At 62.9% G+C, this 25,951-nt stretch carries 27 protein-coding genes; 9 read left to right on the top strand and 18 right to left on the bottom strand.

Annotated features, from left to right (window positions below):
• The first annotated feature begins 172 nt into the window (after positions 1–172).
• Complete coding sequence (chrA, locus tag AC2FMD_RS16640) at positions 173–1,426, top strand: chromate efflux transporter (protein ID WP_496741239.1); 1,254 nt, start codon at positions 173–175, stop codon at positions 1,424–1,426.
• A gap of 76 nt (positions 1,427–1,502) precedes the next feature.
• Positions 1,503–1,973 carry an SspB family protein gene (locus tag AC2FMD_RS16635; RefSeq protein ID WP_496679924.1) on the top strand — a complete coding sequence of 157 codons (471 nt, stop codon included), beginning with the start codon at positions 1,503–1,505 and terminating at the stop codon, positions 1,971–1,973.
• A gap of 24 nt (positions 1,974–1,997) precedes the next feature.
• On the opposite strand, the gene AC2FMD_RS16630 is transcribed toward AC2FMD_RS16635, so the two are convergent.
• Complete coding sequence (locus tag AC2FMD_RS16630; RefSeq protein ID WP_496711141.1) at positions 1,998–2,558, bottom strand: hypothetical protein; 561 nt, start codon at positions 2,556–2,558, stop codon at positions 1,998–2,000.
• Positions 2,559–2,768: 210 nt separating this feature from the next.
• Between AC2FMD_RS16630 and fumC the strand changes: the two genes are divergently transcribed.
• The 4 genes from fumC to AC2FMD_RS16610 are packed head-to-tail and all read left to right on the top strand — an operon-like array spanning position 2,769 to position 5,220.
• A complete protein-coding gene (gene fumC / locus AC2FMD_RS16625) occupies positions 2,769–4,163 on the top strand; it encodes a class II fumarate hydratase (protein ID WP_496741241.1) in 1,395 nt (464 codons plus the stop codon).
• Positions 4,163–4,339 carry a DUF4169 family protein gene (locus AC2FMD_RS16620; protein ID WP_496741243.1) on the top strand — a complete coding sequence of 59 codons (177 nt, stop codon included), beginning with the start codon at positions 4,163–4,165 and terminating at the stop codon, positions 4,337–4,339. Before fumC ends, AC2FMD_RS16620 begins: the two co-directional genes overlap by 1 nt.
• Entirely contained in the window at positions 4,336–4,566 is a 231-nt protein-coding gene (locus AC2FMD_RS16615; protein ID WP_496711143.1) for a ribbon-helix-helix domain-containing protein, read from the top strand. Before AC2FMD_RS16620 ends, AC2FMD_RS16615 begins: the two co-directional genes overlap by 4 nt.
• A gap of 51 nt (positions 4,567–4,617) precedes the next feature.
• Positions 4,618–5,220 (top strand): DNA-3-methyladenine glycosylase I, encoded by a 603-nt coding sequence (locus tag AC2FMD_RS16610; RefSeq protein ID WP_496741245.1) that lies wholly within the window; start codon positions 4,618–4,620, stop codon positions 5,218–5,220.
• A gap of 2 nt (positions 5,221–5,222) precedes the next feature.
• Here the strand turns inward: AC2FMD_RS16610 and AC2FMD_RS16605 are convergent, their stop codons facing one another.
• The 4 genes from AC2FMD_RS16605 to AC2FMD_RS16590 form a co-directional block, all read right to left on the bottom strand.
• Complete coding sequence (locus tag AC2FMD_RS16605) at positions 5,223–6,104, bottom strand: fructose bisphosphate aldolase (protein ID WP_496741247.1); 882 nt, start codon at positions 6,102–6,104, stop codon at positions 5,223–5,225.
• Positions 6,105–6,176: 72 nt separating this feature from the next.
• On the bottom strand, positions 6,177–7,526 hold the full coding sequence (locus tag AC2FMD_RS16600; RefSeq protein WP_496795255.1) for a cytochrome P450: 1,350 nt from the start codon (positions 7,524–7,526) through the stop codon (positions 6,177–6,179).
• Entirely contained in the window at positions 7,523–8,737 is a 1,215-nt protein-coding gene (locus tag AC2FMD_RS16595; RefSeq protein ID WP_496795254.1) for a hypothetical protein, read from the bottom strand. The genes AC2FMD_RS16600 and AC2FMD_RS16595 overlap by 4 nt, the downstream gene beginning before the upstream one ends.
• A 78-nt stretch (positions 8,738–8,815) precedes the next feature.
• Positions 8,816–9,568, bottom strand: coding sequence for a cytochrome c biogenesis CcdA family protein (locus tag AC2FMD_RS16590; RefSeq protein ID WP_496679909.1), 753 nt, complete (start codon positions 9,566–9,568; stop codon positions 8,816–8,818).
• Between the two features lie 105 nt (positions 9,569–9,673).
• On the opposite strand from AC2FMD_RS16590, the gene AC2FMD_RS16585 reads away from it, so the two are divergent.
• Entirely contained in the window at positions 9,674–9,907 is a 234-nt protein-coding gene (locus tag AC2FMD_RS16585; RefSeq protein WP_496679907.1) for a sulfurtransferase TusA family protein, read from the top strand.
• A 44-nt stretch (positions 9,908–9,951) separates the two neighbouring features.
• Here the strand turns inward: AC2FMD_RS16585 and AC2FMD_RS16580 are convergent, their stop codons facing one another.
• From AC2FMD_RS16580 to purC, 6 genes are all read right to left on the bottom strand, one after another.
• A complete protein-coding gene (locus AC2FMD_RS16580) occupies positions 9,952–12,708 on the bottom strand; it encodes an Rne/Rng family ribonuclease (protein WP_496741253.1) in 2,757 nt (918 codons plus the stop codon).
• A 502-nt stretch (positions 12,709–13,210) separates the two neighbouring features.
• Positions 13,211–14,545 (bottom strand): sigma-54-dependent transcriptional regulator, encoded by a 1,335-nt coding sequence (locus AC2FMD_RS16575; RefSeq protein ID WP_093961984.1) that lies wholly within the window; start codon positions 14,543–14,545, stop codon positions 13,211–13,213.
• Between the two features lie 13 nt (positions 14,546–14,558).
• Positions 14,559–16,331, bottom strand: a complete 1,773-nt coding sequence (locus AC2FMD_RS16570; RefSeq protein WP_496741255.1) for a sensor histidine kinase — start codon at positions 16,329–16,331, stop codon at positions 14,559–14,561.
• 36 nt (positions 16,332–16,367) lie between these two features.
• Positions 16,368–17,036, bottom strand: coding sequence for a phosphoribosylformylglycinamidine synthase subunit PurQ (gene purQ, locus AC2FMD_RS16565; protein WP_496688308.1), 669 nt, complete (start codon positions 17,034–17,036; stop codon positions 16,368–16,370).
• 33 nt (positions 17,037–17,069) lie between these two features.
• A complete protein-coding gene (gene purS, locus AC2FMD_RS16560; RefSeq protein WP_149775174.1) occupies positions 17,070–17,300 on the bottom strand; it encodes a phosphoribosylformylglycinamidine synthase subunit PurS in 231 nt (76 codons plus the stop codon).
• Positions 17,301–17,389: 89 nt separating this feature from the next.
• Positions 17,390–18,145: a phosphoribosylaminoimidazolesuccinocarboxamide synthase gene (gene purC / locus AC2FMD_RS16555; protein ID WP_496741257.1), complete on the bottom strand. Its 756-nt coding sequence runs from the start codon at positions 18,143–18,145 to the stop codon at positions 17,390–17,392.
• A 188-nt stretch (positions 18,146–18,333) separates the two neighbouring features.
• On the opposite strand from purC, the gene AC2FMD_RS16550 reads away from it, so the two are divergent.
• Together AC2FMD_RS16550 and bmt are read left to right on the top strand one after the other, a co-directional pair.
• Positions 18,334–18,651, top strand: coding sequence for a DUF1476 domain-containing protein (locus AC2FMD_RS16550; protein WP_496679965.1), 318 nt, complete (start codon positions 18,334–18,336; stop codon positions 18,649–18,651).
• Between the two features lie 118 nt (positions 18,652–18,769).
• A complete protein-coding gene (bmt, locus tag AC2FMD_RS16545) occupies positions 18,770–19,783 on the top strand; it encodes a betaine--homocysteine S-methyltransferase (RefSeq protein ID WP_496679895.1) in 1,014 nt (337 codons plus the stop codon).
• 3 nt (positions 19,784–19,786) lie between these two features.
• Here the strand turns inward: bmt and AC2FMD_RS16540 are convergent, their stop codons facing one another.
• From AC2FMD_RS16540 to argC, 7 genes are all read right to left on the bottom strand, one after another.
• A complete protein-coding gene (locus AC2FMD_RS16540; protein WP_496679892.1) occupies positions 19,787–20,563 on the bottom strand; it encodes an enoyl-CoA hydratase-related protein in 777 nt (258 codons plus the stop codon).
• 72 nt (positions 20,564–20,635) lie between these two features.
• The gene (locus AC2FMD_RS16535; protein ID WP_496741259.1) at positions 20,636–21,091 is read right to left on the bottom strand and encodes a cytochrome c-type biogenesis protein; all 456 of its coding nucleotides are present in this window, start codon (positions 21,089–21,091) and stop codon (positions 20,636–20,638) included.
• On the bottom strand, positions 21,088–23,052 hold the full coding sequence (locus AC2FMD_RS16530; RefSeq protein ID WP_496741261.1) for a heme lyase CcmF/NrfE family subunit: 1,965 nt from the start codon (positions 23,050–23,052) through the stop codon (positions 21,088–21,090). The genes AC2FMD_RS16535 and AC2FMD_RS16530 overlap by 4 nt, the downstream gene beginning before the upstream one ends.
• A 74-nt stretch (positions 23,053–23,126) precedes the next feature.
• Positions 23,127–23,702, bottom strand: a complete 576-nt coding sequence (locus AC2FMD_RS16525) for a holin family protein (RefSeq protein ID WP_496688301.1) — start codon at positions 23,700–23,702, stop codon at positions 23,127–23,129.
• A complete protein-coding gene (locus tag AC2FMD_RS16520; RefSeq protein WP_496741263.1) occupies positions 23,693–24,304 on the bottom strand; it encodes a holin-associated N-acetylmuramidase in 612 nt (203 codons plus the stop codon). The genes AC2FMD_RS16525 and AC2FMD_RS16520 overlap by 10 nt, the downstream gene beginning before the upstream one ends.
• Before the next feature lie 130 nt (positions 24,305–24,434).
• Positions 24,435–24,881: a cytochrome c maturation protein CcmE gene (gene ccmE, locus AC2FMD_RS16515; protein ID WP_496679880.1), complete on the bottom strand. Its 447-nt coding sequence runs from the start codon at positions 24,879–24,881 to the stop codon at positions 24,435–24,437.
• 7 nt (positions 24,882–24,888) lie between these two features.
• Entirely contained in the window at positions 24,889–25,917 is a 1,029-nt protein-coding gene (argC, locus tag AC2FMD_RS16510) for an N-acetyl-gamma-glutamyl-phosphate reductase (protein ID WP_496795253.1), read from the bottom strand.
• Between the last annotated feature and the right edge of the window lie 34 nt (positions 25,918–25,951).

Here is a 25,951-nt window from a genome sequence, read left to right as displayed (position 1 = left end):
GCCACATCTCGAAATGCGGAAGGGCGTGTTCCATGGCGGGGCCGGTGTTTGGGGATTACTATCAAATGCAGGGTCGAATTCCCCCGCCGGGCATGCGGCCTCTGGTTGAGCACACGCGCCTGCGCACGCCGACCCTCGGCACTCCGGCAGTCGCCTCGGTCATGGCCTGCGGATGAGCCCCTCGGTCGCGGATCTTATCCGGGTGTTCGGCCGTATCGGAGTGTTGTCCTTTGGTGGGCCGGCCGCCCAGATCTCGCTGATGCACCGGGAACTGGTGGATCGCCGTGCCTGGCTGGATGAGCCGACATTTCTGCGCGCCCTGTCGCTGTGCATGCTGCTGCCCGGCCCCGAGGCGATGCAACTGGCCACATATGCCGGCTGGCGCCTGCGCGGCGTGCCCGGCGGGCTGATCGCGGGCGCGCTTTTCGTTTTGCCCGGCGCAATCGTGATCGCTGCGCTGGTGATGCTCTATGCCGCCTATGGCGACCTGCCGCCTGTCCAGGCGGCTTTTCTGGGTGTCAAGGCGACCGTCATTGCAATCGTGCTGCAGGCCGTGATCAACCTGTCGCGCAAGACCCTCTCGGGGCTGCAGTCTCGCGTTATCGCGGGGCTGGCTTTTCTGGCCATTTTTGCACTAAACCTGCCCTTCCCGCTGATCGTCCTGGCGGCCGGTTGTTGGGGGTACGTTATGTCCCGCACGACACATCCGCCGTCCGATCCGGGTCGGCTCCCAGCGGAAAGGCACGCGATACGCACCGCCTTGGTCTGGATGACGCTTTGGCTTTTGCCGCTGGCTCTGCTGACGGCGTCGGGTCAGACGCTGCTGGCCGATCTGGGCTGGTTCTTTGCCAAACTGGCGGTTGTCAGCTTTGGGGGCGCCTACGCGGTGCTGTCCTACATGACCCAGACGGTGGTGGCGCAGCATGGCTGGATCTCGGCCGACCAGATGATCGATGCGCTGGGCCTAGCCGAGACAACTCCGGGGCCTCTGATCCTGGTGACGCAATTCGTGGCCATGCTGACCGGTCAGATCGCCGGTGGCCCCGGTTTGGCCCTGTCCGCAGGCGCGGTCGCACTTTGGGCGACTTTCGTCCCCTGCTTTCTTTGGATCTTCCTGTCGGCCCCATATCTGGATCACATCGCCCGGAACCCGCGCTTGTCCGGCGCCTTGAGCGCAATCTCGGCGGCTGTCGTCGGGGTGATTCTCAACCTTTCGGTGTGGTTCGCGCTGAACGTGATTTTTGCAGACGTGGCCCGATACGGCCTTGGCCCCATCTCAATCCCGATACCCGTTCCATCCAGCCTGAATTTTCAGGCGCTTGCACTGACAGTTGCCGCCGGGCTGTTGATATTCCGACTGAAATCTGGTTTCGGGGTCGCGTTGGCCGCCATGGCCGCAGCAGGTTTGGCCCTGCATTTTCTTTGAACAATCCGGCGCTGCCGGGCCTTTCGTTTCCGCCCGAATCCCTTATGCTTGGGGCAACCACTTTCGAGGACAAGACATGTCGCAAGGCATCGACTACGGCAACCTAATGCACACCGCCATGCGCGGCCTGATCAAGACCGTTCTGCAACGGGTCTCGGAGTCGGGGCTGCCCGGGGCGCATCATTTCTTCATCACATTCGACACCCGCACACCCGGTGTTGAAATTGCCGACTGGTTGCGCCAGCGCTACCCGGATGAAATGACGATCGTGGTGCAGCATTGGTTCGAAAACCTGAGCGTCGATGACGACGGCTTTGCCATCACGCTGAATTTCGGAGATTCGCCCGAACCGCTGTATATCCCCTTTGCGGCAATCCAGACCTTCGTGGACCCGTCGGTCGAATTCGGGCTGCGCTTCGAGGGCCCCGAAGAAGACGAAGAGGAAATCGCGGCGACCGAAGAGGACTCGATCGAAGTCGAGCCCGAGGACAAGCCGCACCACGACGCCGACATCGTATCGTTGGACAGTTTCCGCAAACAGCCCTGATCGGCCGATTGTAGGGCTGAAACGCTATTTCCTGCGCAGGAACGTATCCACTGACCGCGCCTCGCGCCCGTCGCTGAAGCGCGAGAAGGACAGGTTCAGCCCGCCTTCGGCCAGCGTTCGGTCATATTGCTGCAGTTCATAGTCGCCTTCGTGGTCGATAAACAGGGAAAACACGGTCAGCGTGTCGCCGACTATGCGGCCCCATACGAAGGGTTCACCCTTCATTGGATCCAGCGGCACTTCGTGGCCGAACACGTTGCGTTTCATCGCCGCCGAATAGATCTGAGGGCGGTCCGACGGCCGGAAGTCAACCGAGAACGACTGCTCTTTCACCCGGCCATCCGCCTTATATGTCACTGTTGTCCAACTGACATTGAACCCGTCATCGGTTTCGGAGATGCGCACGCTCATGTCGCGCGGGGTCGCGGTTCCGTCCGCATCCACGACCTGGGCCGACCCGACATAGTCACCGACAAAGGGCCCGATATCCGCTGCGCCGGCCTGAACTCCGATCAGCATCGCCACGACAGCCGCCCAAACCCGCATCTGCGCAAACTGTGATTTTTTCAGCCCCAAACGAAACATCCCGACCTCTCCGTTTCCCGCCCTTCGCATTCTAGACACGCGGGCCACCGGCACAATGGCAGATGGGACGACCACCCGAAAGAAAAATGACGCACCTCGCCCGGCTATACCTTTTCTGCCCATCAGATTAAGGTGCGCGCAACTGGCCGATTGCGCCGCGGCGTGGCTGCGGCTAAACGGCATGCGACTGCATACCAGACGGAGTGACAGATGTCTCAGACCCGCACCGAATCCGACAGTTTTGGCCCGCTCGAGGTTCCGGCCGACAAGTACTGGGGGGCGCAGACGCAGCGCTCGATCATGAACTTCCCCATCGGCTGGGAGAAACAGCCCGTCGCCATCATCCGCGCGCTGGGCGTGGTCAAGAAGGCCTGCGCGATGCAGAACAAGGCAACGGGCAAGCTGGACGCACGAATCGCCGACGCCATCATCCAGGCCGCCGGAGAGGTGATCGAGGGCAAGTTCGACGACAATTTCCCTCTGGTCGTCTGGCAGACCGGTTCGGGCACCCAGTCGAACATGAACGCCAACGAGGTCATCGCGAACCGCGCGATCGAGATTCTGGGCGGCGTGATCGGTTCGAAGGACCCGGTGCACCCGAACGATCACTGCAACATGGGCCAGTCGTCGAACGACACCTTCCCAACCGCGATGCACATCGCCACCGCAATGAGCGTGCACGACGTTCTGCTGCCGGGGCTGGAAAAGCTGGCCGCCGGGCTAGAGCAGAAGTCGGCAGAATTCAAGTATATCATCAAGATCGGCCGCACCCATACCCAGGACGCGACCCCGCTGACCCTGGGCCAGGAATTCAGCGGCTACGCCCACCAGATCCGTCAGGGCATCGCCCGTGTGAACGCCGCCATGCCCGGCATCTACGAGCTGGCGCAGGGCGGCACCGCCGTGGGCACCGGGCTGAACACCCAGAAAGGCTGGGCCGAGGCCGTTGCGGCCAACATGGCCGAAATCACCGGCCTGCCCTTCGTCACCGCGCCCAACAAGTTCGAAGCGTTGGCCGCCCACGATGCGATGGTATTCCTGTCGGGTACTTTGGCCACGGTCGCGGGCAGCTGCTACAAGATCGCCAACGACATCCGCTTCCTTGGCTCGGGGCCGCGCTCGGGTCTAGGCGAACTGATCCTGCCGGAAAACGAGCCCGGTTCGTCGATCATGCCGGGCAAGGTCAACCCGACCCAAGCCGAGGCGCTGACCCAGGTCGCGGCCCACGTCATGGGCAACGACGCCGCGATCAAGTTCGCCGGCAGCCAGGGCCATTTCGAGCTGAACGTCTACAACCCGATGATGGCCTACAACCTGCTGCAGTCGATCCAGCTGCTGGGCGACGCGACCGACAGCTTCACCGAGCGCATGCTGCTGGGTATCAAGGCCAACGAGGCGCGCATCGACAAGCTGATGAAGGAATCGCTGATGCTGGTGACCGCCTTGGCCCCCACCATCGGCTATGACAACGCCACCACGGTCGCCAAAACCGCGCACAAGAACGGCACCACGCTGAAGGAAGAGGCCATCAAGCTGGGCTTTGTCGATGAAGCGACCTTTGACGCCGTCGTGCGCCCCGAGCAGATGATCGGGCCCAAGGACTGATGGGCAAGCCGGTCAATCTGAACCGGTATCGCAAGGAAAAGGCGCGGGCCGAGAAAAAGGCCCGCGCCGACCGGAACGCGGCGGCGTTCGGGCGCAGTAAAGCGGAAAAGCAGCTGGACAAGGCCCGTACGGACAAAGCTCGCGGAGATCTGGAAAATCACGAGCTGGATGAATGAGCGGCCGGCCCGTCAAACGCTCGCTGACCCTCCAGGGGCACCGTACCTCGGTCTCGCTCGAGGATGAGTTCTGGCAGGCGTTTCGGGACATCGCCAAAGCAAAAGGTTTGCCGATCAATGTTTTGGCCTCGGAAATTGATGCCGTGCGCGACCCTGAGACCGGCCTGGCGTCGGCCATTCGTGTCTTTGTTCTAAACTGGTACCGGTCATCCGATCGCACCCCTTGATCTGATCCCCGTCGGTGTCTAGGCTGATTGTGAACAAAAAGGGTACACTTGATGCGCGATCTCGTGACCGGCCCGGATGGCCAACCGCGATGCGGCTGGTGTCAGGCCGCGCCGGAGTTTTTCGACTATCACGACAAAGAATGGGGCTATCCGGTGGATGACGACCAGCGCCTGTTCGAAAAGCTCTGCCTTGAAAGCTTCCAATCCGGCCTCAGCTGGCGCATCATTCTGGCCAAGCGCGAAAACTTCTGCAAAGCCTTTTCCGGATTTGATTTCAACGTGATGGCCGGCTTTTCTGAAGCGGATGTCGAGCGCCTGCTGCAAGATGCCGGCATCATCCGCCATCGCGGCAAGATCGAGGCGGTAATCAACAACGCCTGCCGCGCGCAGGAGCTGGTGGCCGAAACCGGCTCACTGGCGGCCTATGTCTGGAGGTTCGAGCCCGAGACCCCTCTTGCGCCGCAGACGGCGTCGACTTCGCCCGAGTCGGTCGCCATGTCCAAGGATCTGAAAAAGCGCGGGTGGAAATTTGTTGGCCCCACCACGGTGTTTGCCTTCATGCAGGCAATGGGGCTGGTGAATGACCACGCCAGCGGCTGCGCCATGCGCGAAAAAGCGGCGCAGATGCGCCGCTCATTCACCAAACCGGTCTGACGTCAGACCGAGGCGCGGTAGATCTTGTCGATATTGCTGCCCAGGGCCGCGTTGAACTCGGCATCCGACTGCTGTTTCGACAGCCCCTCGGTCAGCGCACGCGAGAAAGAGGCGATCATCTTGCCGTTCTGCGCCAGCAGGTCACAGGCCTCGTCGGTCGAATAACCGCCCGACAGCGCCACCACCCGCAGAACACGCGGATGATCGGCGGCCTCGTCATACAGATTGGCCTTGCTGGGCAGTGTCAGCTTCAGCATGACGTCCTGCCCCTCGCCCAACTCGTCGAGGTTCTTGAGGATTTCGGCTTGCAGGATCTCTTCGGCTTCGGCCTTGGTGTCCGACTTGATGTTCACCTCGGGCTCGATGATCGGAACCATGCCGGCGGCGATCACCTCGCGGGCCACGTCGAATTGCTGTTTCACCACGGCGGCGATGCCCTCGGCATTGGCCTCGTGGATGACCGAACGTTCCTTGGTGCCGAACACGCCTTCGGCCTTGGCCAGCGTCTCGGCCAGACCCGGGATGGGCTTCATCAGCTGTACACCGTTGGCGGTGTCCTCCAGCCCTTTGTCAATCTTGAGGAACGGCACGATGCCTTTGATCGACCACAGGTAATCGGCCACCTTGCGGCCCTCGATTTCCTCGCCCAGCGTGCGTTCGAACAGGATCGCGCCGATCACCTTGTCGCGGGTAAAGTCATCGGCCAGTATGATCCGGGCGCGCATCTTCTGGATCTCGGCAAACATTTCCTCGTCCGAGCCATAGTCGGACGGCTGCACCCCGTACAGCGCCAGCGCCTTGGGCGTCGAGCCGCCGCTCTGATCCAGAGCCGCGATGAAGCCCGCACCGTTGATCATCTGTTCGCGCTGTTCAGCCTTGGACATAACACTTTCCCGTTCAGTAATGATTCCGCCTTTCCAATCGCATACAGCATGGCGCGGGGCGATGATAGTTTGTTAGCGCTCAACCACGCGCAGCCAGATTCCGTCGCGCGACCGGACCGTCAGATGCGCCACCGGTACCGGGGTGCGGCCCTCAACAGGTTCGAACCGGTACCGGCGCAGCAGGATCGACAGGATCAACGGCCCCTCAACCATCGCAAACCCCGCCCCGGTGCAGACGCGCGGCCCGGCCGAAAACGGGATGAACGCCGCACGCTGGCAGGCTTTGCCGTTTTCGGTCGCCCAGCGGGCCGGGTCAAAGCCGTCGGGGTCTTCCCACAGCCGCTCATGGCGGTGCAGATGCCATGGGCTGAGTACGATCTGCGCGCCCTTGGGCACGTCGCGGTCGCGGAAGCGTTCGGGGCATGTGGCCTCGCGCACCATCATCGGCACCGGGGGATAGAGCCGCAGCGCCTCGCGGAACACATCGCGGCTGATGCGCAGTATGGACATGCTGGCAAAGCTGATTTTGTCCTGCGCGCCAGCTTCCTCGGCCACGCGTTCCTGCCAGTCGGGATAGGCGGCCATCAGGTACAACGCCCACGCCAAGGCCGAAGCGCTGGTTTCGTGCCCGGCCAGAAAGAAAATGGCGACCTGGTCGATCATCTCGTCGGTGTTGAAACACTGTCCGGTCAGGGGGTCGGGCGTGGTCATGATCTTGGTGGCCAGATCGTCGGGCGCAGTGCCGGCGGCGATCTGCGCGGCCCGCTCGCGGGTCAGGCGGGCGATCAAGGCGCGGATTTCGGCCGCCGCACCGCGGGTCTTGCGCGCGTGGAACCGGGGCACCCAGTCGGGCAGCGGCACGAAAGCCGCAAGGTTCAGCAGCGGTTGCTGCCGCTGATAAGCGCGGAATTTCTCGAACACCTGTGCGGCGATCTCGTGCTCGATCGGCACTGAGAACAGGGTCCGAAAGATCACATCGGCGGCGGCATGGCTAGTGACCTCCTCGATCTCGACCGGTACGCCTGTCTTGTCGCGCAGGCGTTCGGCGCAAGCTTCGGCAGAGGCCAGCATCGCGGGAAAGGTTTGCTTCAGCCGTCCGCCCTCGAAGGCCGGGTCGATGATGCGGCGCTGGCGCTCCCAGGTCGCACCATTGGTCAGGAATACTGATTGGCCCAACAAGGGCCGCAGGCCTTCGCTGATCCGGCCGGATTTCGGGAAATCCTGGGGGCGGTGTTTCAGAACCCGGTCGATCAGTTCGGGCTGGTTGATCAGATAGGACCGGAAGAATGGGGTCCGGAACTCGGCCATCCAGGCGCGGTACAGGCGTTGCGGCTGGGCCGACAGGATGTCACGCCGGAACAGACGCAGGTATTGCCACAGCGATACCTTGTCAGGTCTGACGGGCGGCTTGGGCGGGGTCATGCGCGCACCGTTCGGTATTTGGACACCGCCCGCTCGATCCGCGACTTCGACGGGGCACGCCCGGCGAACCGCGCGCCCAATGTCTGCGGCCCGGCGGTGATGCGGAAATAATCATAATCGCCCGGCCGGTCGAACGCGCAAAGATACTGGAAATGCAGACGGAAGAACCGCCAGCGCAAAGCTCCCCAGCGTTCGGGCGACAGGGTTTGCGTGAAAGCGGCTGACAAAACCAGCGGCCAGCGTTTGCCCGGCCCGGCAACGCCGCTGACCGCAACCGGATCACACAAGGCAAACGCGCAGCCATCCCCGGGCGCCGAGACATCGACCCATGTCAACTGCTCGGTCTGCGACAGCAGCTGCAGGTCGGCCCGCAACCGATCGGCCCGCGGCAGGAATGACACCATCGGCACCACCTGCCCCAATGTCAGGAAGGACAGGACGGGGCCATCCGGCGGCACATCGCCCCGCCGCAGCATGTCGGCCAGAACCGAAACCCCCAGATGCGCGCCGGAACTGTGGCCTACCACCAGAACCTCATCGACCGGCGAATGCAGAGCCGCCGCGATAGTGGCACGGAATTCGTCCAACCGGGCCTGCGACTCGGGCGGCGTTTCCCCGCGCAGCCGCGCTGAATAGGCATAGTCGTGCATTAGGTAATAGGCGAACAGACGGTTGTCGATCTTGCGAAACCAGCGCAGGACCACCACCAAAAGCGCCAGCGCTGGCGGAAGCGCCAAAACCCCGACCCACGGGAACAGTAACGCCACGAGGCCCCATCCCAGTGCCACTGCCGCCGCCAGTTGCACCAGCAACATCCCCACTGGATACAGCGCAGCGATCACCGGGCCCTTGCGCAAGCCCATCAGCCGCCACAGCGTGCCGGTCGAAATGTAGACCCACGCCGTGCGCAGCAATTGCCAATAGGTCGCCGGGATCGAGCTGTCCATGCTGTCGCGTACGATGTCGGACCAGACCAGAACCTCGACATCCGTCTGCACCTCGGCCCCGTCCTGCACCGACCGGACAAGCCACCCATAGGGGCCATCGCCCGTCTTGGCCGAGACCTCCAACTGATACCCAGAAATCCCTGATTGCGTGCGCCCTTCTTTCCGATAGAGTTCGCGATAGCGGCGGGGATGGATCGGATCATAGCCGGGGATATAGAACACCCGGCGTCGTTGTACCCCAGATTGCGGAACCTGACTGCTCATGCCTCTGCCCTTGTTGCAGGCAGGTTAGCGCAGCGGTGTGGCCAAGGTAAGGCCCGATCATCGCGGCCGGGCGCCGCGTCAGCCCAGAGTGGCCAGCGCCGGGAATGTTTCCAGCAGCCACCAACTGAACTGGCTGAACAGGCCCGTCACCAGCATGATGCCGACCACCAGCAACAGGCCACCCATGACCTTTTCGATCGTGCCCATATGCGGCTTCAGCTTGTTCATCACCGACATCGACCGGTTCAGGAACATCGCCGCCAGCAGGAACGGAATGCCCAGGCCTGCGGCGTAGACGCCCAGCAGCAGCGTACCCCGCGCTACCGAGGCCTCGGACGCGGCCAGCGACAGGATCGCGCCCAGCTGGGGACCGATGCACGGGGTCCAGCCGAATGCGAAGGCCAGCCCCAGGATGTAAGCCCCGAAGACCGATCCGCCTGCGTCCCCGGTCTCGACCCGCGCCTCACGGTCCAGGATCGGAATGCGGAACACGTTCAGGAAATGCAGGCCGAAAACGATCACCACCAGACCCGAGGCCTTAGCGAACAGCTCCTGGTTCTGCAGCACGAAGGCGCCAAAGGCCGAGGCCGTGAAGCCTAGCAGCAGGAACACCGTCGACAGCCCCAGCACGAAGAACAGCGCAGACAGGGTCGCCTTGCGCCGGGCCTGCGCCTGATCCTGCATCTCGTGGATGGTCACGCCGCTCATATAGGCCAGATAGGGCGGCACGATCGGCAACACGCAGGGCGACAGAAAGCTGATCAACCCGCCGACCAGCGCGATGAACATGGCGGGCAGCAGCCCCGCGTCGATGATATCGATTCCGAACATGACACTGCAGATAGGGTATCCGAACGGCCGCGTCACGGGGCCATTCGGTCACATCCTCGTGGCTGCATGCTGGACAGAGCGCTTCGCGGCAAATATCTGAGGCACATGACTCATGAAGCCGAAACCCTTGACGCGCTGGGCCTTTTGTGTCCCCTGCCCGTTCTGAAAGCCCGCAAAAGGCTGAAATCCATGCCGGCGGGGTCTATTCTGCGCCTGCTGGCCGATGATCCGGCCGCCGTCGTCGATGTTCCGCATTTCTGCGCGGAATCCGGTCACGAACTTGTTGGGCGACAGGACATGCCCGATCACCAAGTCTATCTGATCCGAAAAAACGCGTGATGCCCCAAGAAAAAAATGGCGGGCCGATTGGCCCGCCTTTTCGTTCAGCTTCCCAGCGACCACCACCCGCGTTTTTTGGGCTTGGCCGGGGCGGGCGCGGGTTGTTCCGTAGCCACTTCAAGGACCGCGCCGCTGTGCGCCTCCTCTGCGGGCTCAGCGGGTGTTTCGGTCGCGTCAACGCCTTGGTCCGCAGGTGATGCATCCGCTTCGGCGGGCGACAGGGCGACGGTTTCGACAGCCTCAACCTGGCTTTCCTCCGAAACGACCGGCTCACTCGGTGCCTCCGCTACTGCGGTATCGGTCTCGTGCTGAACCTCAGCAGTCGGCGTCTCGTTTGACGCCCCCTCATCGGTTACAGCCGGTTCGGACAGAGCCTCCTGCGCCGCCGGAGCATTCTCTCCGGCTTCACTCTCATCGGTCGGCTCAGTGGCTGCCACCTCGGCCTCGGCGGTCTTCTTCCGCCGCGGTGCCCGGCGCCGTTTCGGCTTGGCGGATTTTTCCTCCTCGGCCTTCTCCACCTCGGCTGCTTGTTCCGTCTCGGCAGTCTCGTCCCCTGTACCGTCCTCAGATGCGGTCACGGCGTCCTTCGACTCTTCCGCCGCAGAATCTTCCGTCACGGTGTCGGATTTGTTCTCCGCCTGGGCGCCCTCGGGCTGCTCGGCATTTCCGCCGTTCTTCTTGCGACGCCGACGACGACGCTTGCGCTTGGGCTTTGCCTCCTCCTCGGACGTCTCCTGAGCGTCGGCATCGTCCGCGACCTCCTCCTCGGAGTCGACCAGATCCATCAACGACGCCGAGGCCGAAACCACCGGCGCCGAGACCTCGGGCACCGCCCGGGTCGCGGTCTTGAACTTCTCCATCGAGAAATCGGGGCTGACCAGATGAACGTCGCCCTCGACCCGGACCGACAAGCCATAGCGGGACTCAATCTGGGCGATGTGCTCGCGTTTCTGGTTCATCAGATAGTTGGCGATGCTGACCGGGCAGCGCACCAGAACCTCGCGCGAGCGGCGGCGGGTGCCTTCTTCCTCGATCTGGCGCAGGATGGCCAGCGCCATGTTGTCGTCCGAGCGGATCAGCCCGGTGCCGTGGCACGACGGGCAAGGCTGCGTGGTTGCCTCGAGCATGCCGGGGCGCAGGCGCTGTCGGCTCATCTCAAGCAGACCAAAGCCCGAAATCCGCCCTACCTGGATGCGCGCACGGTCCGTCTTCAACTTGTCCTTCAGGCGTTTCTCGACGGCCAGGTTGTTCTTGCGCTCGTCCATGTCGATGAAATCGATGACGATCAGACCGGCCAGATCGCGAAGGCGCAGCTGGCGTGCCACTTCCTCGGCGGCCTCGAGGTTGGTCTTGAGCGCGGTTTCCTCGATCGAGCCTTCCTTGGTGGCCCGGCCCGAGTTCACGTCGATGGCCACCAGCGCCTCGGTCACGCCGATCACGATATAGCCGCCCGACTTCAACTGTACCGTCGGGTTGAACATCGAACTCAGGTAGCTTTCCACCTGATAACGCGCGAACAGCGGCAGCTGGTCCTCGTACCGTTTCACGTTCTTGGCGTGCGACGGCATGATCATCTTCATGAAGTCCTTGGCGATGCGGTACCCGGCCTCGCCCTCGACCAGAACCTCGTCGATCTCCCGGTTGTACAGATCCCGGATCGACCGCTTTATCAGGTCCCCTTCCTCGTAGATCTTCGCCGGCGCGATCGACTTGAGTGTCAGCTCGCGGATTTGCTCCCACAACCGCTGCAGGTACTCATAGTCGCGCTTGATCTCGGATTTGGTGCGTTTGGCACCCGCGGTCCGGATGATCAGGCCCGCGCCGCTGGGCACGTCGATCTCCGACGCGATCTCCTTCAGCTTCTTGCGATCCGCGGCGTTGGTGATCTTGCGGCTGATGCCGCCGCCACGCGCGGTGTTGGGCATCAGCACGCAGTAGCGGCCCGCCAGCGATAGATATGTCGTCAGCGCCGCGCCCTTGTTGCCGCGCTCTTCCTTGACGACCTGCACCAGCAGGATCTGGCGCACCTTGATGACTTCCTGGATCTTGTAGCGACGCGGACGCGGCTTGCGCGGCGGCCGTATATCCTCGCTGTCGTCGTCATCGGCCACCGACTCGATCGACTCGTCCTTGGCGGCTGCGTCAGGCTTGGCGGGCGCTTCGTCATCCGCGCCGTTCTCACCATCGTCAGCTTCCACCTGACTCGCAGGCGCGTCGGTCTCGGCTTCTGTGTCACCAACCGCGACGGGTTCATCCACCGCCGGTTCATCCGGCTCCTCAACGGGCGTCTCTGCCACCGTCTCCATCGGCGAGGTGCCCTCGGGCACAGGCAGGTCCGCAATGCTCCCATCCACGTAGAGGTCGATGGTTTCCATGCCGGTCGGCTCGCTGGAAACCTCGAGGGTTTCCACCGGGTCATCCGACTTGGCCGACGCCGCCTTGGACCGCGACCGCGAACGGCGCTTCTTCGGACCGCTTTCGTCCGCCTCGTCACGCGCCTTCAGCGCCTCGACATAGGCCCGTTCCTCTTCCATCAGCGCTTCGCGGTCGGCGACCGGGATCTGGTAGTAATCCGGGTGGATCTCGGAAAACGCCAAGAATCCGTGGCGATTTCCACCATAATCCACGAAGGCTGCCTGCAGCGAAGGCTCGACGCGCGTGACTTTTGCTAGATAGATATTGCCGGCAAGCTGGCGTTTGTTCTCGGACTCAAAATCAAATTCCTCGACCTTGTTTCCGTCCACCACCACGACGCGGGTCTCTTCCGCGTGGGTGGCATCGATAAGCATTTTCTTTGCCATGTGTCCTTGATGCACCGCACCAAACGCGCTGTCCTGACCTGTCCAGGCGGACAGGCGCATCTGGGGTGGTGTCTTGTCTGGGCGATTTCGGACGGCGCGCGGCAGGGATCGGCAACTCGCCACCCTGCTCTTACACTCAATCGTTGCGCGCGCGTCATCGCGGTTCTTCTCCGACAGGCGCGACCATGCCGCTGCCTGCCCATTATTCCTTTTGCCCGATGAAAGGGCTCAGGTGCTCTACTGCCCATTGCTGGGCACAATCTGCATGCTTCACCCGGAGAGATGGGTCACCATCCGCGGCCAAGCAGCGAAACTCAATGATCCGGGACACGTCAGCCCCAATTCAGGCCGGGTCCGTCCTGACACATTAAAAGCAGTCCTGTGGAAAACACAATGGGCAAACTGCACGGCCCATGTTCAATTGTCGCCTGATCTTCATTTGGCCGCAAATATCCCGGGGGAGAATTGGCCATAAAGGCCAAGAGGGTGCTGGCCCCCTCCCTCACAAATAATCTGCCCGTTGCAGCCCGTATTTGGCCATCTTCTCGTTCAGCGTCCGGCGCGGCAGGCACAATTCCTCCATCACCGAGGCGATCGACCCCTTGTGCCGCCGCATGGTGTTGTCGATCAGCATCCGTTCGAACGCCTCAACGTATTCCTTCAGCGGCTTGCCCTCGGTGGTCATTACCGGCTGCATCTCTTCATGATCGGACATCAGCAGCGACGCGATGGTGCCCGAACCGCGCCGCGACTGCAGAACCGCGCGTTCGGCGATGTTGATCAACTGGCGCACGTTGCCCGGCCATGGGGCCTGCAACAGCTGCGCGGCCTCCTGGGCGCTGACTTGCGGCGCCTCACAACCGTATTCTTCGGCAAACTGCTCGCTTAGCCGGGTGAACAGGGTCAGGATATCCTCGCCCCGCTGCCGCAGCGGCGGCATGGTGATCCGCAGCGCCGCCAGACGATAGAACAGATCGGGCCGCAGCACGTCCTCGCTGGTCTTGCCCGCTTCCTGCAGGTTCGAGATCGCAACGATCCGGGTTTCGGCCGGTGTTCCCTGCTCGTTCATCACGCTCAGCAACCGCGCCTGCAGCGTGTCGCTTAGCGCCTCTATATCCTCCAGCACCAGAGTGCCGCCCCGGGCTTCCTCGATGGCGGGCAGTTGCGTGTCCTCGGGCATCATGGGTCCGAACAGCCGCTTGGCCAGCGCCTCTTCCTCGAGCGCGGCACAGGAGACCAGAACGAATTTCTTGCCCGCCCGGCTTCCCACTGCATGCAGCGCGTGCGCCACGAGGGTCTTGCCGGTGCCGGTTTCGCCGTCGATCAGCACATGCCCGTCGGCCTGGCCCAGGTCCAGAATATCCTCGCGCAGGCGCTCCATCACCGGGCTGGCGCCGATCAGCTTGTTCATGATCTGGGTGCCGCCCGACAGCTCGCGCCGCAGCGCCCGGTTGTCCAGAGTCAGCCGTCGCGCGTTACTGGCGCGTTTGGCCAGTTCCGACATCCGATCGGGGTTGAACGGCTTTTCCAGAAAGTCGAACGCCCCCACCCGCATCGCCTCGACGGCCATCGGCACATCCCCGTGCCCGGTAATCATGATCACCGGCAAGGTGCTGTCGGCGCCCATCAGCTTTTTCAACAGCTGAATGCCATCCATGCCGGGCATCTTGATGTCCGAGATCACGATCCCCGGATAATCCGGCCCCAGAACCTTCAACGCATCTTCGGCGCTGGCGAAGGTCTCGGTGTCGTACCCGGACAGCGCTAACCACTGGCTGATCGACTGGCGCATGTCCTGTTCGTCATCCACGATGGCAATCTTCATGGCCTGTGCCATAGCTAGATCCTCGTCATTCTGCGGCCTCCAGGCCGTCTTGCCCCAAGATGGGCAGTTGCATCTCGAACACCGCGCCGCCGTTCTGGCCGTTGCGCGCGGTCAGCCGTCCGCCATGGTCGTTCACGATACCCGACGAGATGGCAAGCCCCAAGCCGACCCCGTCACCGGCGCGTTTCGTGGTGTAGAAGGGTTCGAACAGGTTCTCGATATTCTCGATCCCATGGCCGTTGTCGCGTACCGCCAGCACGGCGGTTTCGCCCGCGGCCAGTATGATCTCCACCTCGGGCTCCACCACGGATTTGGTGGCGTCCAGCGCATTGCGCAAGAGGTTCACCATGACCTGCTCCAGCCGCATCCGATCGCCCATCACGATCACCGGCTCTTCAGGCAGGATCTGGCTGATCTTGACGTGGCGCTGACGCAGTTGCGGCTCCATCATCGACAGCGACGAAGCCAGCGCCTCGCCAAGATTCACGGGCGAAAACGCATCCGCCCCTTTGCGAGCGTAAGACTTGAGCTGCCGCGTGATCGCGCCCATCCGCTCGATCAGACCGTCGATGCGGCCAAAGCTGGCCAACGCCTCTTCTGGGCGGTTGCGGCGCAGCAGCAGCCGTGCGCCCGCCAAATAGGTCTTCATCGCCGCCAGCGGCTGGTTCAGCTCGTGACTCACCGCCGCCGACATCTCGCCCAAAGCGGCCAGCTTCGAGCTTTGCGCCAGCGTCTGTTCCGCCACTTCCAGCGTCTTTTCAACCCGTTCCCGCTCGGCGATTTCGCGCTGCAGGCGGGCATTCAATGCGCGAAGCTCCGCCGACTCGCGCTGGAACAGCGCCATGCGAAAAGTCGCCCTGCGGCTAAGCGCATAGAAGGCCAGCGCCAGCAGAATCGCAAAGCCCATGATCTCGAGCGCCAGAACGCTGTTCACTTTTTCGCGGATCGAGGAATAGGTCGTGAACGAGGTCATCTTCCAGCCGCGGAACGGAATCCGCGTCTCCATTCGCATGACCGCTTCGCCCTGCAGGTAGGCGTCGGGCGGCAGTGCCGTCCAGTCGGCGGTGGCCCGTATGGCGCGCTCGATGGCCCCCTGCGGGTGCTGCCGCAACAGCGCCTCCTGCTCGTTCAACCCACGCCACTGAGGTTCGGTCGACAAGATGATCGTGCCAGTGCTGTCGGTCACCATCACGGCATCCGAAATCCCGGCCCACGCGCTTTCGAATTTCTGCAGGTCCACCTCGACGACGATCACGCCCAGAATCTCGGCGCCGGCTTCAAGCCGCCGCGAATAAACGAAGTGATAGCCCCCGGCCTCACGCGGGATGACCGAGAAAATCGTTGAATTGGACCGGATCGCCTCCACAAAATAGGCCGCGCTGCGGTGCCCTTCGCCCAACCGGTTGCGGTCGGTCGCGGCGACCGCCCGGCCGTCGCGGTCCAACAGCATCAGCGACGCCGCGCCGATTTCCTCGACGAAGGACAGCAGGCGTTGCGTCGACAACGAGAAATCGCCCGACTGCAAGGCCGAGATCAACGTCGGATCCCGCGCCAGCAACTGCGGCACGATGGCGTTGCGGCGCAGCTCGCTCAGCAGGTTGCCGGAATACAGCGTCAGCCGCAGCTCAGCCCGATTGCGGGTGGATTCGGTGAACCGGTCGGTCAGCAGGCTGTTGGTGACCCACACGGTCGCGGCCGCGGCCAGCAACAGGCCGAATACCGCCAGCCGCAACCGCCACCCCAGCGGGGCGACGTTGCCGAAGATCGATTTCCAGCCTTTTTGCGCGTCAGATGTCATGAGCCGAAGCTACGCGCCGATGCACCTGACCTCAAGTCACGCAGGCGTCAGCACCCCCGACAATGCGCGGAAGAGCGCCACCCCGTCGGTGCCGCCATGCGCAGGATCCGCCGCACGCTCGGGATGGGGCATCATACCCAGCACGCGCCGGTTGTGCGACAGGATACCGGCAATATCACCGCGCGAGCCGTTCGGGTTGTCGACATAGGTGAACGCGATTCGGTCCTCGTCTCGCAGGCGGCTGATGGTGTCGTCATCGGCAAAATAGTTTCCGTCGTGATGCGCGATCGGAATGCGGATCACGTCGCCGGCGTCATAGCCCTGGGTAAAGGCGCTGTCGGCGGTCTCGACCTTCAACTCCACGGTGCGGCAGATGTATTTCAACCCGGCATTTCGCAGCAGCGCGCCTGGCAGAATGCCGGTCTCGGTCAGAATCTGGAACCCGTTGCAGATGCCGACGGCATAGCCGCCGCGTTCGGTATGTTCGACCACGGCCTTGCAGATCGGCGATTGCGCGGCGATCGCGCCGCAGCGCAGGTAGTCGCCATAGGAAAAACCGCCCGGAACGCCCACGATGTCCACGCCCTGCGGCAGTTGGGCATCCTTGTGCCAGACCATGTCGACCTGAAACCCGACCTGTTCGAAGGCAACGGCAAGATCCCGGTCACAGTTGGACCCGGGAAACACGACAACGGCAGCGCGCATGGCAAACCCTCCTTGGGGAAACGGCTGGAAAACTCAGACCAGTTCGATCTCGTAACGTTCGATGACCGTGTTGGCCAACAGCTTTTCGCACATCTCGGCCACGTCGGCCTCGGTTGCGCCCTCGGCCAGTTCAAGGTCGATCACCTTGCCCTGACGCACGCCTTCGACCTTGTCGAACCCCAGGGCGCCCAGGGCATGGCGCACGGCCTCGCCCTGCGGGTCCAGAACCCCGTTCTTCAGCATAACGTGCACTCGTGCCTTCATCTCAGGTCGTCCTCTGGTTCACTTGCGAAACCGTGTGGCCTCGCCATTTCCAAATCCTTGTTGCCGCTGCCCCTGGTTGGGCCTCGGCGTCAGTTGATCAGCGTGGGTTTTGTCACGTTGCTTTTGGGCAGAACGCCCAGCCGCCGCGCAACTTCTGAATAGGCGTCGGTCAGGCTGCCCAGATCGCGGCGGAACACGTCCTTGTCCAGCTTTTGCCCTGTCTCGATGTCCCACAGGCGGCAGCTGTCGGGGCTGATCTCATCCGCGACGATCAGGCGCTGGAAGTCACCCTCGTAGACACGACCGATCTCGATCTTGAAGTCGACCAGTCGGATACCCACGGCCAGCATCACACCGCTGAGAAAGTCGTTCACCCGCAGCGCCAGGCTGAGAATGTCGTCCATGTCCTGCTGGCTGGCCCAGCCAAAGGCGGCGATGTGTTCCTCGGTCACCAGCGGATCACCCAGCGAATCGTCCTTGTAGCAATACTCGACGATCGGACGCGGCAGCTGCGTGCCCTCGGCAATACCCAGCCTTTTCGACAACGACCCGGCGGCATAGTTGCGGACGATCACCTCCAGCGGGATGATCTCGCAGCTGCGCACCAGTTGTTCGCGCATGTTCAGGCGGCGGATAAAGTGGGTCGGCACGCCGATCTGGTTCAGGCCGGACATGAAGAATTCGCTCAGGCGGTTGTTCAGGACCCCTTTGCCGTCGATCACGTCCTTCTTTTCGGCGTTGAACGCGGTGGCATCATCCTTGAAATACTGCACGATCGTGCCCGGTTCGGGGCCTTCATACAGGATTTTGGCCTTGCCTTCGTAAATCTTCTTGCGACGCGCCATGTGCGACCTTTCCAGCGTGGGGCGAGGGAATGAGTCCCTGCGCTCTGGCGCTCTCATAGTGCAAGCCCCCCTTTCCCGCAAGTTCATGCATCCGAGAGGCTTTGATGCAGCGCAAATACCTTGCACCCGACCGCGCGTATGGTCATATCATCATCAAACGCAACACTACCCGAAGAGGCCCGACACCGATGACTACGTTCGACGACCGCGAAAACGCCTTTGAAGCAAAATTCGCCCATGACGAAGAAATGCAGTTCAAGGCGCAAGCCCGTTGCAACAAGTTGCTGGGCCTGTGGGCTGCTGAAAAACTGGGCAAAAGTGGCGATGAGGCCGCCGAGTACGCAAAATCCGTGGTAATCGCCGATTTCGAAGAAGCCGGCCACGAAGACGTGGTGCGCAAAGTCGCCGCCGATCTGGGCGATCTGTCCAGCCCCGAGGAAATCCGCGCCAAGATGGCGGAACTGCTGCCAGTGGCAAAAGCTCAGGTGATGAGCGAAGCCAACTGAGGCACGCCGTCCACCTCATGATCTTCATGAGTATTATGAATTTGATTTGACGTCCCGGTCATGCGACACGGGGCGTCTAAATTTTTGGCCCTCGGGGCCACAACTCCGGACATCTCCAATGACCAATGCGCTGACCAGACTGCTGGAAACGAAGGACGCCATTCTTGCTGACGGCGCCACCGGAACGAACCTGTTCAACATGGGGCTGCAATCGGGTGACGCGCCCGAGCTGTGGAACACCGACCAGCCCGACAAGATCCGCGCCTTGTATCAGGGGTCGGTGGATGCGGGCAGTGACCTGTTCCTAACCAATACATTCGGCGGAACCGCTGCACGTCTGAAATTGCATGATGCGCATACCCGCGTGGCCGAGCTGAACCGCATCGGCGCCGAACTGGCGCGCGAGGTGGCGGATTCCGCCGGGCGTCCGGTCGTGGTTGCAGGATCGGTCGGCCCGACCGGCGAAATCCTGGAACCAGTGGGCAGCCTGACCCATGCCGAGGCGGTTGAGATGTTCCATGAACAGGCCGAGGCGTTGAAAGCCGGCGGCGTCGACGTGCTGTGGCTGGAGACCATCAGCGCCCCCGAGGAATTCCGCGCCGCGGCCGAGGCCTTTGCCCTGGCCGACATGCCTTGGTGTGGCACCATGAGCTTTGACACCGCCGGGCGCACCATGATGGGCGTCACCTCGGCCGATCTGGCGCAGCTGGTCGAAACCTTGCCCAACCCGCCGATCGCCTTTGGCGCAAACTGCGGAACCGGCGCTTCAGACATTCTACGCACAGTTTTGGGTTTTGTTGCTCAGGGAACCGAACGCCCCCTGATCTCCAAGGGCAATGCGGGCATTCCGAAATATGTCGATGGCCACATCCACTATGACGGCACGCCCGAGCTGATGGGCCGTTACGCCGCCATGGCGCGCGACGCCGGGGCTACCATCATTGGCGGCTGCTGCGGGACCATGCCCGAACACCTGCGCGAAATGCGCAAGGCGCTGGACACCACGCCAGGCGGCGCGCGTCCGACACTGGACCAGATCACCGATGCGCTGGGACCGTTCTCGTCCGCCAGTGACGGAACCGGCGACGAGGCTACGCCCGAACGGCGCACACGCCGGCGCCGCCGGGCCTGAAGGTCAGCGTCCCTCGAACCGGGGGACGCGTTTTTCCAAAAAAGCCACCACGCCTTCGGCAAAGTCCCGTGTGCGCCCGCATTCGCCCTGCAGATGGGCCTCGACCTGCAGCTGCTGTTCCAGCGAATTTTCCCACGTGCCGCGGATCGCCTTCTTGATCGCGCCGAAACCTGCGGTCGGACCCTTGGCCAGATACTCGGCGCGCTTGCGCCAATGGGCCTCGAATGCGTCATCTGCCACGGCTTCGTAGATCAGGCCCCAGTCATCGGCCTGACGGGCGCTGATCTTGTCAGCGAACAGTGCCGCCCCCATCGCTTTGGCCATCCCCATCTGGCGCGGCATGAACCAGGTACCGCCGGCATCGGGCAACAGGCCGATCTTGGCGAATGCCTGCAGAAAATAAGCGCTTTCGGTCGCGATCGTCACATCGGCACACAGCGCCAGGTTGGCCCCGGCCCCGGCAGCCGGACCGTTGACGGCGGCGATCGTCGGGACCGGGCAATCCCAGATTGCCTTCAGCATCGGCTCGTATTCGTCCCGCAGCGTGCCTTCCAGGTCGATCTTGCCGGTGCTCGAGGCATCGCCCAGATCCTGGCCGGAACAAAAGGCCTGCCCCGCCCCGGTCACGACCACGGCCCGCGCGTCATGGGCGGCCTGTTTCATCGCGTGGGTGATCTCGGCCCGCATCTGGGTTGTCAGCGCGTTCATCTTGTCGGGCCGGTTCAGCGTCAGCACCGCCAGACCGTCCGTGATGTTCAAAAGCACCGTTTCGTATTCCATGAAGTCCTCACCTGGCACAGATTTTCCCGAACCCTGACGCAATTGCCCGGCAAGGGAAAGTCAAACCACGCGTCAGTCTTCCAGAATACGGCGCAGCCGCTCCTGCTCTTCCTCGCTCAGAGCGTCGGTTTCGGCCGTTGCGGCGCTGCGGGCGCGGCCGCGCAGGAAACTCCAGCCCATGATTGCCGCGATCAGAAACATGATCGGCCCGGCCAGCCACAGCAGCAGGTTCACACCCGTGGTCTTGGGCTTGAGCAGAACATATTCGCCATAGCGGTCAACGATGAAGTCAACCGCCTCTTCGTCCGTATCGCCGGCCACCAACCGTTCCCGAACCAGCAGGCGCAGGTCGCGCGCCAGTTCGGCGTTGCTTTCGTCGATGCTTTCGTTGCGGCAGACCAGACATCGCAGCCCGGCGCTGATCTCACGCGCGCGCTGTTCCAGAACCGGATCGTCCAGCACTTCGTCCGGCTGCACCGCCAGCACGGGCGTGGCCAGCAACATCAGAACAAGGATCAGGCGTTTCATTCCGCTGCAACTCCTGCGGGCATGTTTTTGCGCGCCCCCGCCGCCACGCGGAACCGGCGGTCGGACAGGCTGAGCAGCCCACCCAAGGCCATCAGGATGCAGCCCCCCCAGATCCAATTTGCCAGAGGCTTGATATACGTCCGAATGACCCAGCCGCCGTCATCCTGCTGGTCGCCGATCACAACATAGACGTCACGCAGAAAGCGGTAGTCGATCGCCGCTTCAGTGGTGGGCATCGCCGCCACCGGATAAGTGCGTTTTTCGGGGTTCAGGGTTGCGACGGTTCGGCCATCTTTTTCCACGAGGACATCCGCCATGGTCGAAAAATAGTTCGGGCCCTCGACCTCGCGCACCCCCTGCAGGGTGAAGGCAAACCCTCCGACCTCGAATGTCTCGCCCACACGGGCGACGCGGATGTCTTCGACCTCCCAAGCGGTCAGGCCGGCGATGGCGAACATCGTGATGCCCAGCCCGGTGTGGGCCACAGCCTTACCCCAATCTGCCCCCGGCAGACGCATCAGGCGCGCCACGCTGCCCTTGCGGCCCGTTCGGCTCCACAGGTCGACGATGGCGCCAAAGGTGATCCAGGCGCCCAGGAACAGCCCCACAGGCCCCAGCGCGCTGCGCCCCGTCTGTACCACCCAGACGAGGATCGCCAGCGACACAGCCAGAACGAAGGCATAGCGCAACTGCCACGCAACCCGGCCCAGCTTGCCCCGCTTCCACGGCAGCATAGCGCCCAGGGGCAGCACGATCCCCAATACCACCATGAACGGCGTGAACGCGGCGTCAAAGAACGGCGGCCCCACCGACAGTTTCCGGTCGAACATCATCTCGGCCAGCATCGGCCACATGGTGCCAACGAACACGACAAAGCTGCTGACGGCCAGCAGGATGTTGTTCAGCACCAGCGCGCTTTCGCGGCTGACCATGCCGAAAACCCCTTTGGCCTCCATCGCCTGCGCCCGCGCGGCGAACAAGGTCAGCGCGCCGCCGACGAAGACCACAAGGATCAAGAGGATGAACACCCCGCGCTCGGGGTCATTGGCGAAGGCATGGACCGACGTCAGAAGGCCCGAGCGCACTATGAAGGTTCCGATAAGCGAGAAACCAAAGGCGATGATGGCCAGCAGGATGGTCCAGCTTTTCAGCGCCTCGCGCTTTTCGACCACGATAGCCGAATGCAGCAGCGCGGCGGCCAGCAGCCAGGGCATGAACGAGGCATTCTCGACCGGGTCCCAGAACCAGAACCCCCCCCAACCCAACTCGTAATAGGCCCACCAGGACCCCAGCGCGATGCCAATGGTCAGGAAGATCCACGCCGCCAGCGTCCACGGCCGCACCCAACGGCCCCACGCGGCGTCGATGCGCCCCTCGATCAGGGCCGCGACCGCAAAGCTGAACGCCATGCTTAGCCCCACATAGCCCAAGTACAGGAATGGCGGATGGAAGGCCAACCCCGGATCCTGCAGCAGCGGGTTCAGGTCGCGCCCGTCAAACGGGGCCACGGGCAGCCGGTCGAACGGGTTCGAAGTGAACAGGATGAAGGCATAGAATGCCACGCCGATGGCCCCCTGCACCGCCAACACCCGCGCCTTCAGCGTAGGCGGCAGGCCGCCGCCGAAAAAGGCCGCCATGGCGCCAAAGATCGCAACGATCAGCACCCACAACAGCATCGAGCCCTCATGGTTGCCCCAAGTGCCGCTGAGTTTGTACAGCATCGGTTTGGCCGAATGGCTGTTCTCGACCACGATCCGCAATGAAAAGTCCGACGTCGCGAAGGCCCAGACCAACGCGCCGAAGGCGAACCCGGTCAGCAGAAATTGCGACACCGCGGCCGGTTCGGCGAAAAACATCCACGAAGGCCACCGCTTTGCCGCGCCGATCAACGGCACGACACTTTGCGCAATGGCCACCAGAAAGGCGAGTATAAGGGCGAAATGTCCAAGCTCGGTAATCATGCGCCCGGTATACCCTCGCCCCGTGCCGAGCGCCAATCACTTTCGCCGCCCTTACGCGCACATAGTGTCGCGCCTCAGGCCCGCAGACGCCGCCAGTCGTCCAGCGCCGGGTTGGGGTCCGGGGCGGTCAGTTGGGCCGTCAGTTCCGCATCCGTGCCCGGGTCGGCTGCGCCGGGGCTGTCCGCCCGCATCTGGCGCAGCGTCTGCAGGTTGGCCATCACCTGCGGCGCGCGCATCATCGTGACCGAGATGTCGCGTTGCAGATCCTGCACCTTGGCCTGATGCCGCGCCCCGAAATAGAAGGACACGATCACGCCCAGTAGCCACCACAGCGGCTCGGGCACCAGCGCGATGCCCTGCATCCGCGCCGCAAACCACAACGGATCGACCATCGCCGCAACGAACAGCCCCAGCGTGCCCAAGGCCAGCGCCGGGCGTGGAAGCCGGTTCAGCCCGTCCATGAACCGGTCGAATCCGCCTTTGCGCGGCACCGCAAATTCGGCGCCGAACTGGCTCATGGCCTGCCCGCGCATCTCGACGTCGCGCACGGCGCCGGCCTCGGCATTTTCTCGGAAAACTTCGGCTGTTTCGCGCACCACGTTGCGTCCGCCCCCGAACAGCAGATCGAAAATTCCCGCAATCAACCCCATACTGCGACCCTTTCGTGAAACTCCGATTCACTCAGATGGTAGGACGGAGACAGAAACGCCTCGGCCCGACGGATCCATCCGCCCTTGCCGCCGGTCCGGCTACGCACATATTTGCGCGAGGCCGGTCGCCGGTCGGCCAGCCGGAAATAATAGTTCCGCCGCGCCACCCCGTAGGCATCGCGCAGCGCCATCGGATCGGGTACGGCGGCCTGCGCGCAAGCCGCGGCGGTCTGTAGCCCCATCACCCCGTCAACGATCACCGCGAACCCCATCTGCACCAGCAGGCGCTGCAGAATGCGTACGGACTGGGCCCCAGCGTTGACATACATGTCGAACAGCGACGGCTGCAGCGCCTCGGGGGCAAGCCCAAGCCGGGGTTTCCGGAAATAATGCGCGATGAATATCTCGACCGCATGTTCCCGGCTCAGCGCCATCACGTCGCGCCGGTCAACCACGCCATCATCCGTCAGGTCGACCCCAAGGCGGCGCATCGTGTGGATGGTGACGCCGTATTTCGTGGCCCCGCCCGGGTCATCCGGGTCATCGACGAACCCACCTTCGCGGGCCACGATCTCCCACGCGATCTGCCGAACCGTCTGCATGCTGCACCTCTGTGTTCTCGTGCAGCCAAAACTCGGCCAAAAGATTTAATGCCTTGAAGCGACAGCGGGCGTTGCCCGGCCCTACCGCGCAACGCCCGCCTCGATCAACCACCGTGCGGCAGTGCCAGGATCAGCTCTCGCCGGCCTCCTTGTATACACCCTGCTCTTTCAGGGCGTCCATGACCTCTTTGGGCATGTAAGTCTCGTCGTGTTTCGCGAGGATTTCGGTAGCCTGGAAAACGCCGTCGACATAGCTGCCGGTGCCGACCATGCCCTGGCCCTCGGAAAACAGGTCAGGCAGCACTCCGGTGAACGACACCGGAACGCTTTCACCGCCATCGGTCACGACAAAGCGCACCGTCTCGCCCTGCCCGCGCACGATTGACCCTTCTTCGACCAGCCCGCCGATGCGGAACACCTCGTTCGGCGCCGGCGGTTCGGCGATCACCTGGCTGGGCGAGCGGAAATAGTTGATCCCGTCTCGCATTGCATAACCGATCAGGCCCGTCGCCAGGGCCAAGGCGACGAAAGCCAACAGAATGATCTGTACACGACGACGTTTCTTCAGCGTCTTCATCTCGCCCTCATGGGAACAGTGGGGCCATCATCAGCCCCGTCGTTTCAGGTTCACCTAACATCAGGTTTGCGTTCTGCAAGGCCTGCCCACTGCTACCTTTTGTCAGGTTATCCAGCGCCGCGATCACGATGGCACGGCGTTCGATCCTGTCAGCAACGACGCCGATATGGCAGTAGTTCGACCCGCGCACATGGTGGGTCGAAGGCGTCTCGCCAAAAGGCAGCATGTGGATGAAGGGCTCGTCCGCATAAGTCGCACACAGCGTTTCATATACGCTCTGCGGGTCGCCCTTTACATACGAGGTCGCCAGAATGCCCCGGTTCGCGGGGATCAGGTGCGGCGTAAACTGGATGTGAACCGCACGGCCGGCCAGCTTCGAGAACTCCTGATCGAACTCGCCCAGATGCCTGTGGGTCCCGCCGACGGCATAGGCGTTGGTGCCTTCGCTCAGCTCGGCGTGCAGAAGGTTCTCTTTCAACGCCCGCCCTGCCCCTGAGACAGCGCATTTCATATCAAGAATGATGTCATCCAAATCGATCACCCCGGCCGAGATCAGCGGCCGCAGCACATATTGCCCCGTCGCCGCGTTGCACCCGGTGCCTGCAACCAACCGGGCGGTGCGGATCTCGTCGCGGTAGAACTCTGTCAGGCCGTAGACAGCCTCGGCCTGCTGTTCCAACGCGACATGCGGGTTGCCATACCATTTCTCGTATTCCGCCGGATCGCTCAGCCGGAAATCCGCCGACAAATCAACGACTTTCAGGTCAGAGGGCAACTCGCGGATCACTTCCTGGCTGGTCTTGTGCGGCAGCGCGCAAAAGCACAGGTCGATCTGGCCAAAGTCTATTTCCGAGATCTTGCACAGGCGCGGCAGGTCCAGATGGCGCAGATGCGGAAACACCTCGGCCATGGTCTGCCCGGCCTTGCGCTCGGCCGCCAGAGCGGTGATTTCCATGTTCGGGTGTTCGGCGATCAGCCGCACCAGTTCGGCACCGGTATAGCCCGAAGCGCCCAGGATTGCGATTTTGTGGGTCATGTCAGACCTCGTTCCTTAATGTGTCACGACTGGC

The sequence above is a fragment of the Ruegeria sp. BHSC276 genome, assembly GCF_059612945.1.
Note: the sequence above shows the minus strand (reverse complement) of the source record. Positions and strands in the feature narration are given on the sequence as shown.

Excerpts from the sequence above, each read along its gene's own strand:
- chrA (WP_496741239.1), top strand. The coding sequence starts at position 173 with ATGAGCCCCTCGGTCGCGGATCTTATCCGGGTGTTCGGCCGTATCGGA.
- AC2FMD_RS16635 (WP_496679924.1), top strand. The coding sequence starts at position 1,503 with ATGTCGCAAGGCATCGACTACGGCAACCTAATGCACACCGCCATGCGC.
- AC2FMD_RS16630 (WP_496711141.1), bottom strand. The coding sequence starts at position 2,558 with ATGTTTCGTTTGGGGCTGAAAAAATCACAGTTTGCGCAGATGCGGGTT.
- fumC (WP_496741241.1), top strand. The coding sequence starts at position 2,769 with ATGTCTCAGACCCGCACCGAATCCGACAGTTTTGGCCCGCTCGAGGTT.
- AC2FMD_RS16620 (WP_496741243.1), top strand. The coding sequence starts at position 4,163 with ATGGGCAAGCCGGTCAATCTGAACCGGTATCGCAAGGAAAAGGCGCGG.
- AC2FMD_RS16615 (WP_496711143.1), top strand. The coding sequence starts at position 4,336 with ATGAGCGGCCGGCCCGTCAAACGCTCGCTGACCCTCCAGGGGCACCGT.
- AC2FMD_RS16610 (WP_496741245.1), top strand. The coding sequence starts at position 4,618 with ATGCGCGATCTCGTGACCGGCCCGGATGGCCAACCGCGATGCGGCTGG.
- AC2FMD_RS16605 (WP_496741247.1), bottom strand. The coding sequence starts at position 6,104 with ATGTCCAAGGCTGAACAGCGCGAACAGATGATCAACGGTGCGGGCTTC.
- AC2FMD_RS16600 (WP_496795255.1), bottom strand. The coding sequence starts at position 7,526 with ATGACCCCGCCCAAGCCGCCCGTCAGACCTGACAAGGTATCGCTGTGG.
- AC2FMD_RS16595 (WP_496795254.1), bottom strand. The coding sequence starts at position 8,737 with ATGAGCAGTCAGGTTCCGCAATCTGGGGTACAACGACGCCGGGTGTTC.
- AC2FMD_RS16590 (WP_496679909.1), bottom strand. The coding sequence starts at position 9,568 with ATGTTCGGAATCGATATCATCGACGCGGGGCTGCTGCCCGCCATGTTC.
- AC2FMD_RS16585 (WP_496679907.1), top strand. The coding sequence starts at position 9,674 with ATGACTCATGAAGCCGAAACCCTTGACGCGCTGGGCCTTTTGTGTCCC.
- AC2FMD_RS16580 (WP_496741253.1), bottom strand. The coding sequence starts at position 12,708 with ATGGCAAAGAAAATGCTTATCGATGCCACCCACGCGGAAGAGACCCGC.
- AC2FMD_RS16575 (WP_093961984.1), bottom strand. The coding sequence starts at position 14,545 with ATGGCACAGGCCATGAAGATTGCCATCGTGGATGACGAACAGGACATG.
- AC2FMD_RS16570 (WP_496741255.1), bottom strand. The coding sequence starts at position 16,331 with ATGACATCTGACGCGCAAAAAGGCTGGAAATCGATCTTCGGCAACGTC.
- purQ (WP_496688308.1), bottom strand. The coding sequence starts at position 17,036 with ATGCGCGCTGCCGTTGTCGTGTTTCCCGGGTCCAACTGTGACCGGGAT.
- purS (WP_149775174.1), bottom strand. The coding sequence starts at position 17,300 with ATGAAGGCACGAGTGCACGTTATGCTGAAGAACGGGGTTCTGGACCCG.
- purC (WP_496741257.1), bottom strand. The coding sequence starts at position 18,145 with ATGGCGCGTCGCAAGAAGATTTACGAAGGCAAGGCCAAAATCCTGTAT.
- AC2FMD_RS16550 (WP_496679965.1), top strand. The coding sequence starts at position 18,334 with ATGACTACGTTCGACGACCGCGAAAACGCCTTTGAAGCAAAATTCGCC.
- bmt (WP_496679895.1), top strand. The coding sequence starts at position 18,770 with ATGACCAATGCGCTGACCAGACTGCTGGAAACGAAGGACGCCATTCTT.
- AC2FMD_RS16540 (WP_496679892.1), bottom strand. The coding sequence starts at position 20,563 with ATGGAATACGAAACGGTGCTTTTGAACATCACGGACGGTCTGGCGGTG.
- AC2FMD_RS16535 (WP_496741259.1), bottom strand. The coding sequence starts at position 21,091 with ATGAAACGCCTGATCCTTGTTCTGATGTTGCTGGCCACGCCCGTGCTG.
- AC2FMD_RS16530 (WP_496741261.1), bottom strand. The coding sequence starts at position 23,052 with ATGATTACCGAGCTTGGACATTTCGCCCTTATACTCGCCTTTCTGGTG.
- AC2FMD_RS16525 (WP_496688301.1), bottom strand. The coding sequence starts at position 23,702 with ATGGGGTTGATTGCGGGAATTTTCGATCTGCTGTTCGGGGGCGGACGC.
- AC2FMD_RS16520 (WP_496741263.1), bottom strand. The coding sequence starts at position 24,304 with ATGCAGACGGTTCGGCAGATCGCGTGGGAGATCGTGGCCCGCGAAGGT.
- ccmE (WP_496679880.1), bottom strand. The coding sequence starts at position 24,881 with ATGAAGACGCTGAAGAAACGTCGTCGTGTACAGATCATTCTGTTGGCT.
- argC (WP_496795253.1), bottom strand. The coding sequence starts at position 25,917 with ATGACCCACAAAATCGCAATCCTGGGCGCTTCGGGCTATACCGGTGCC.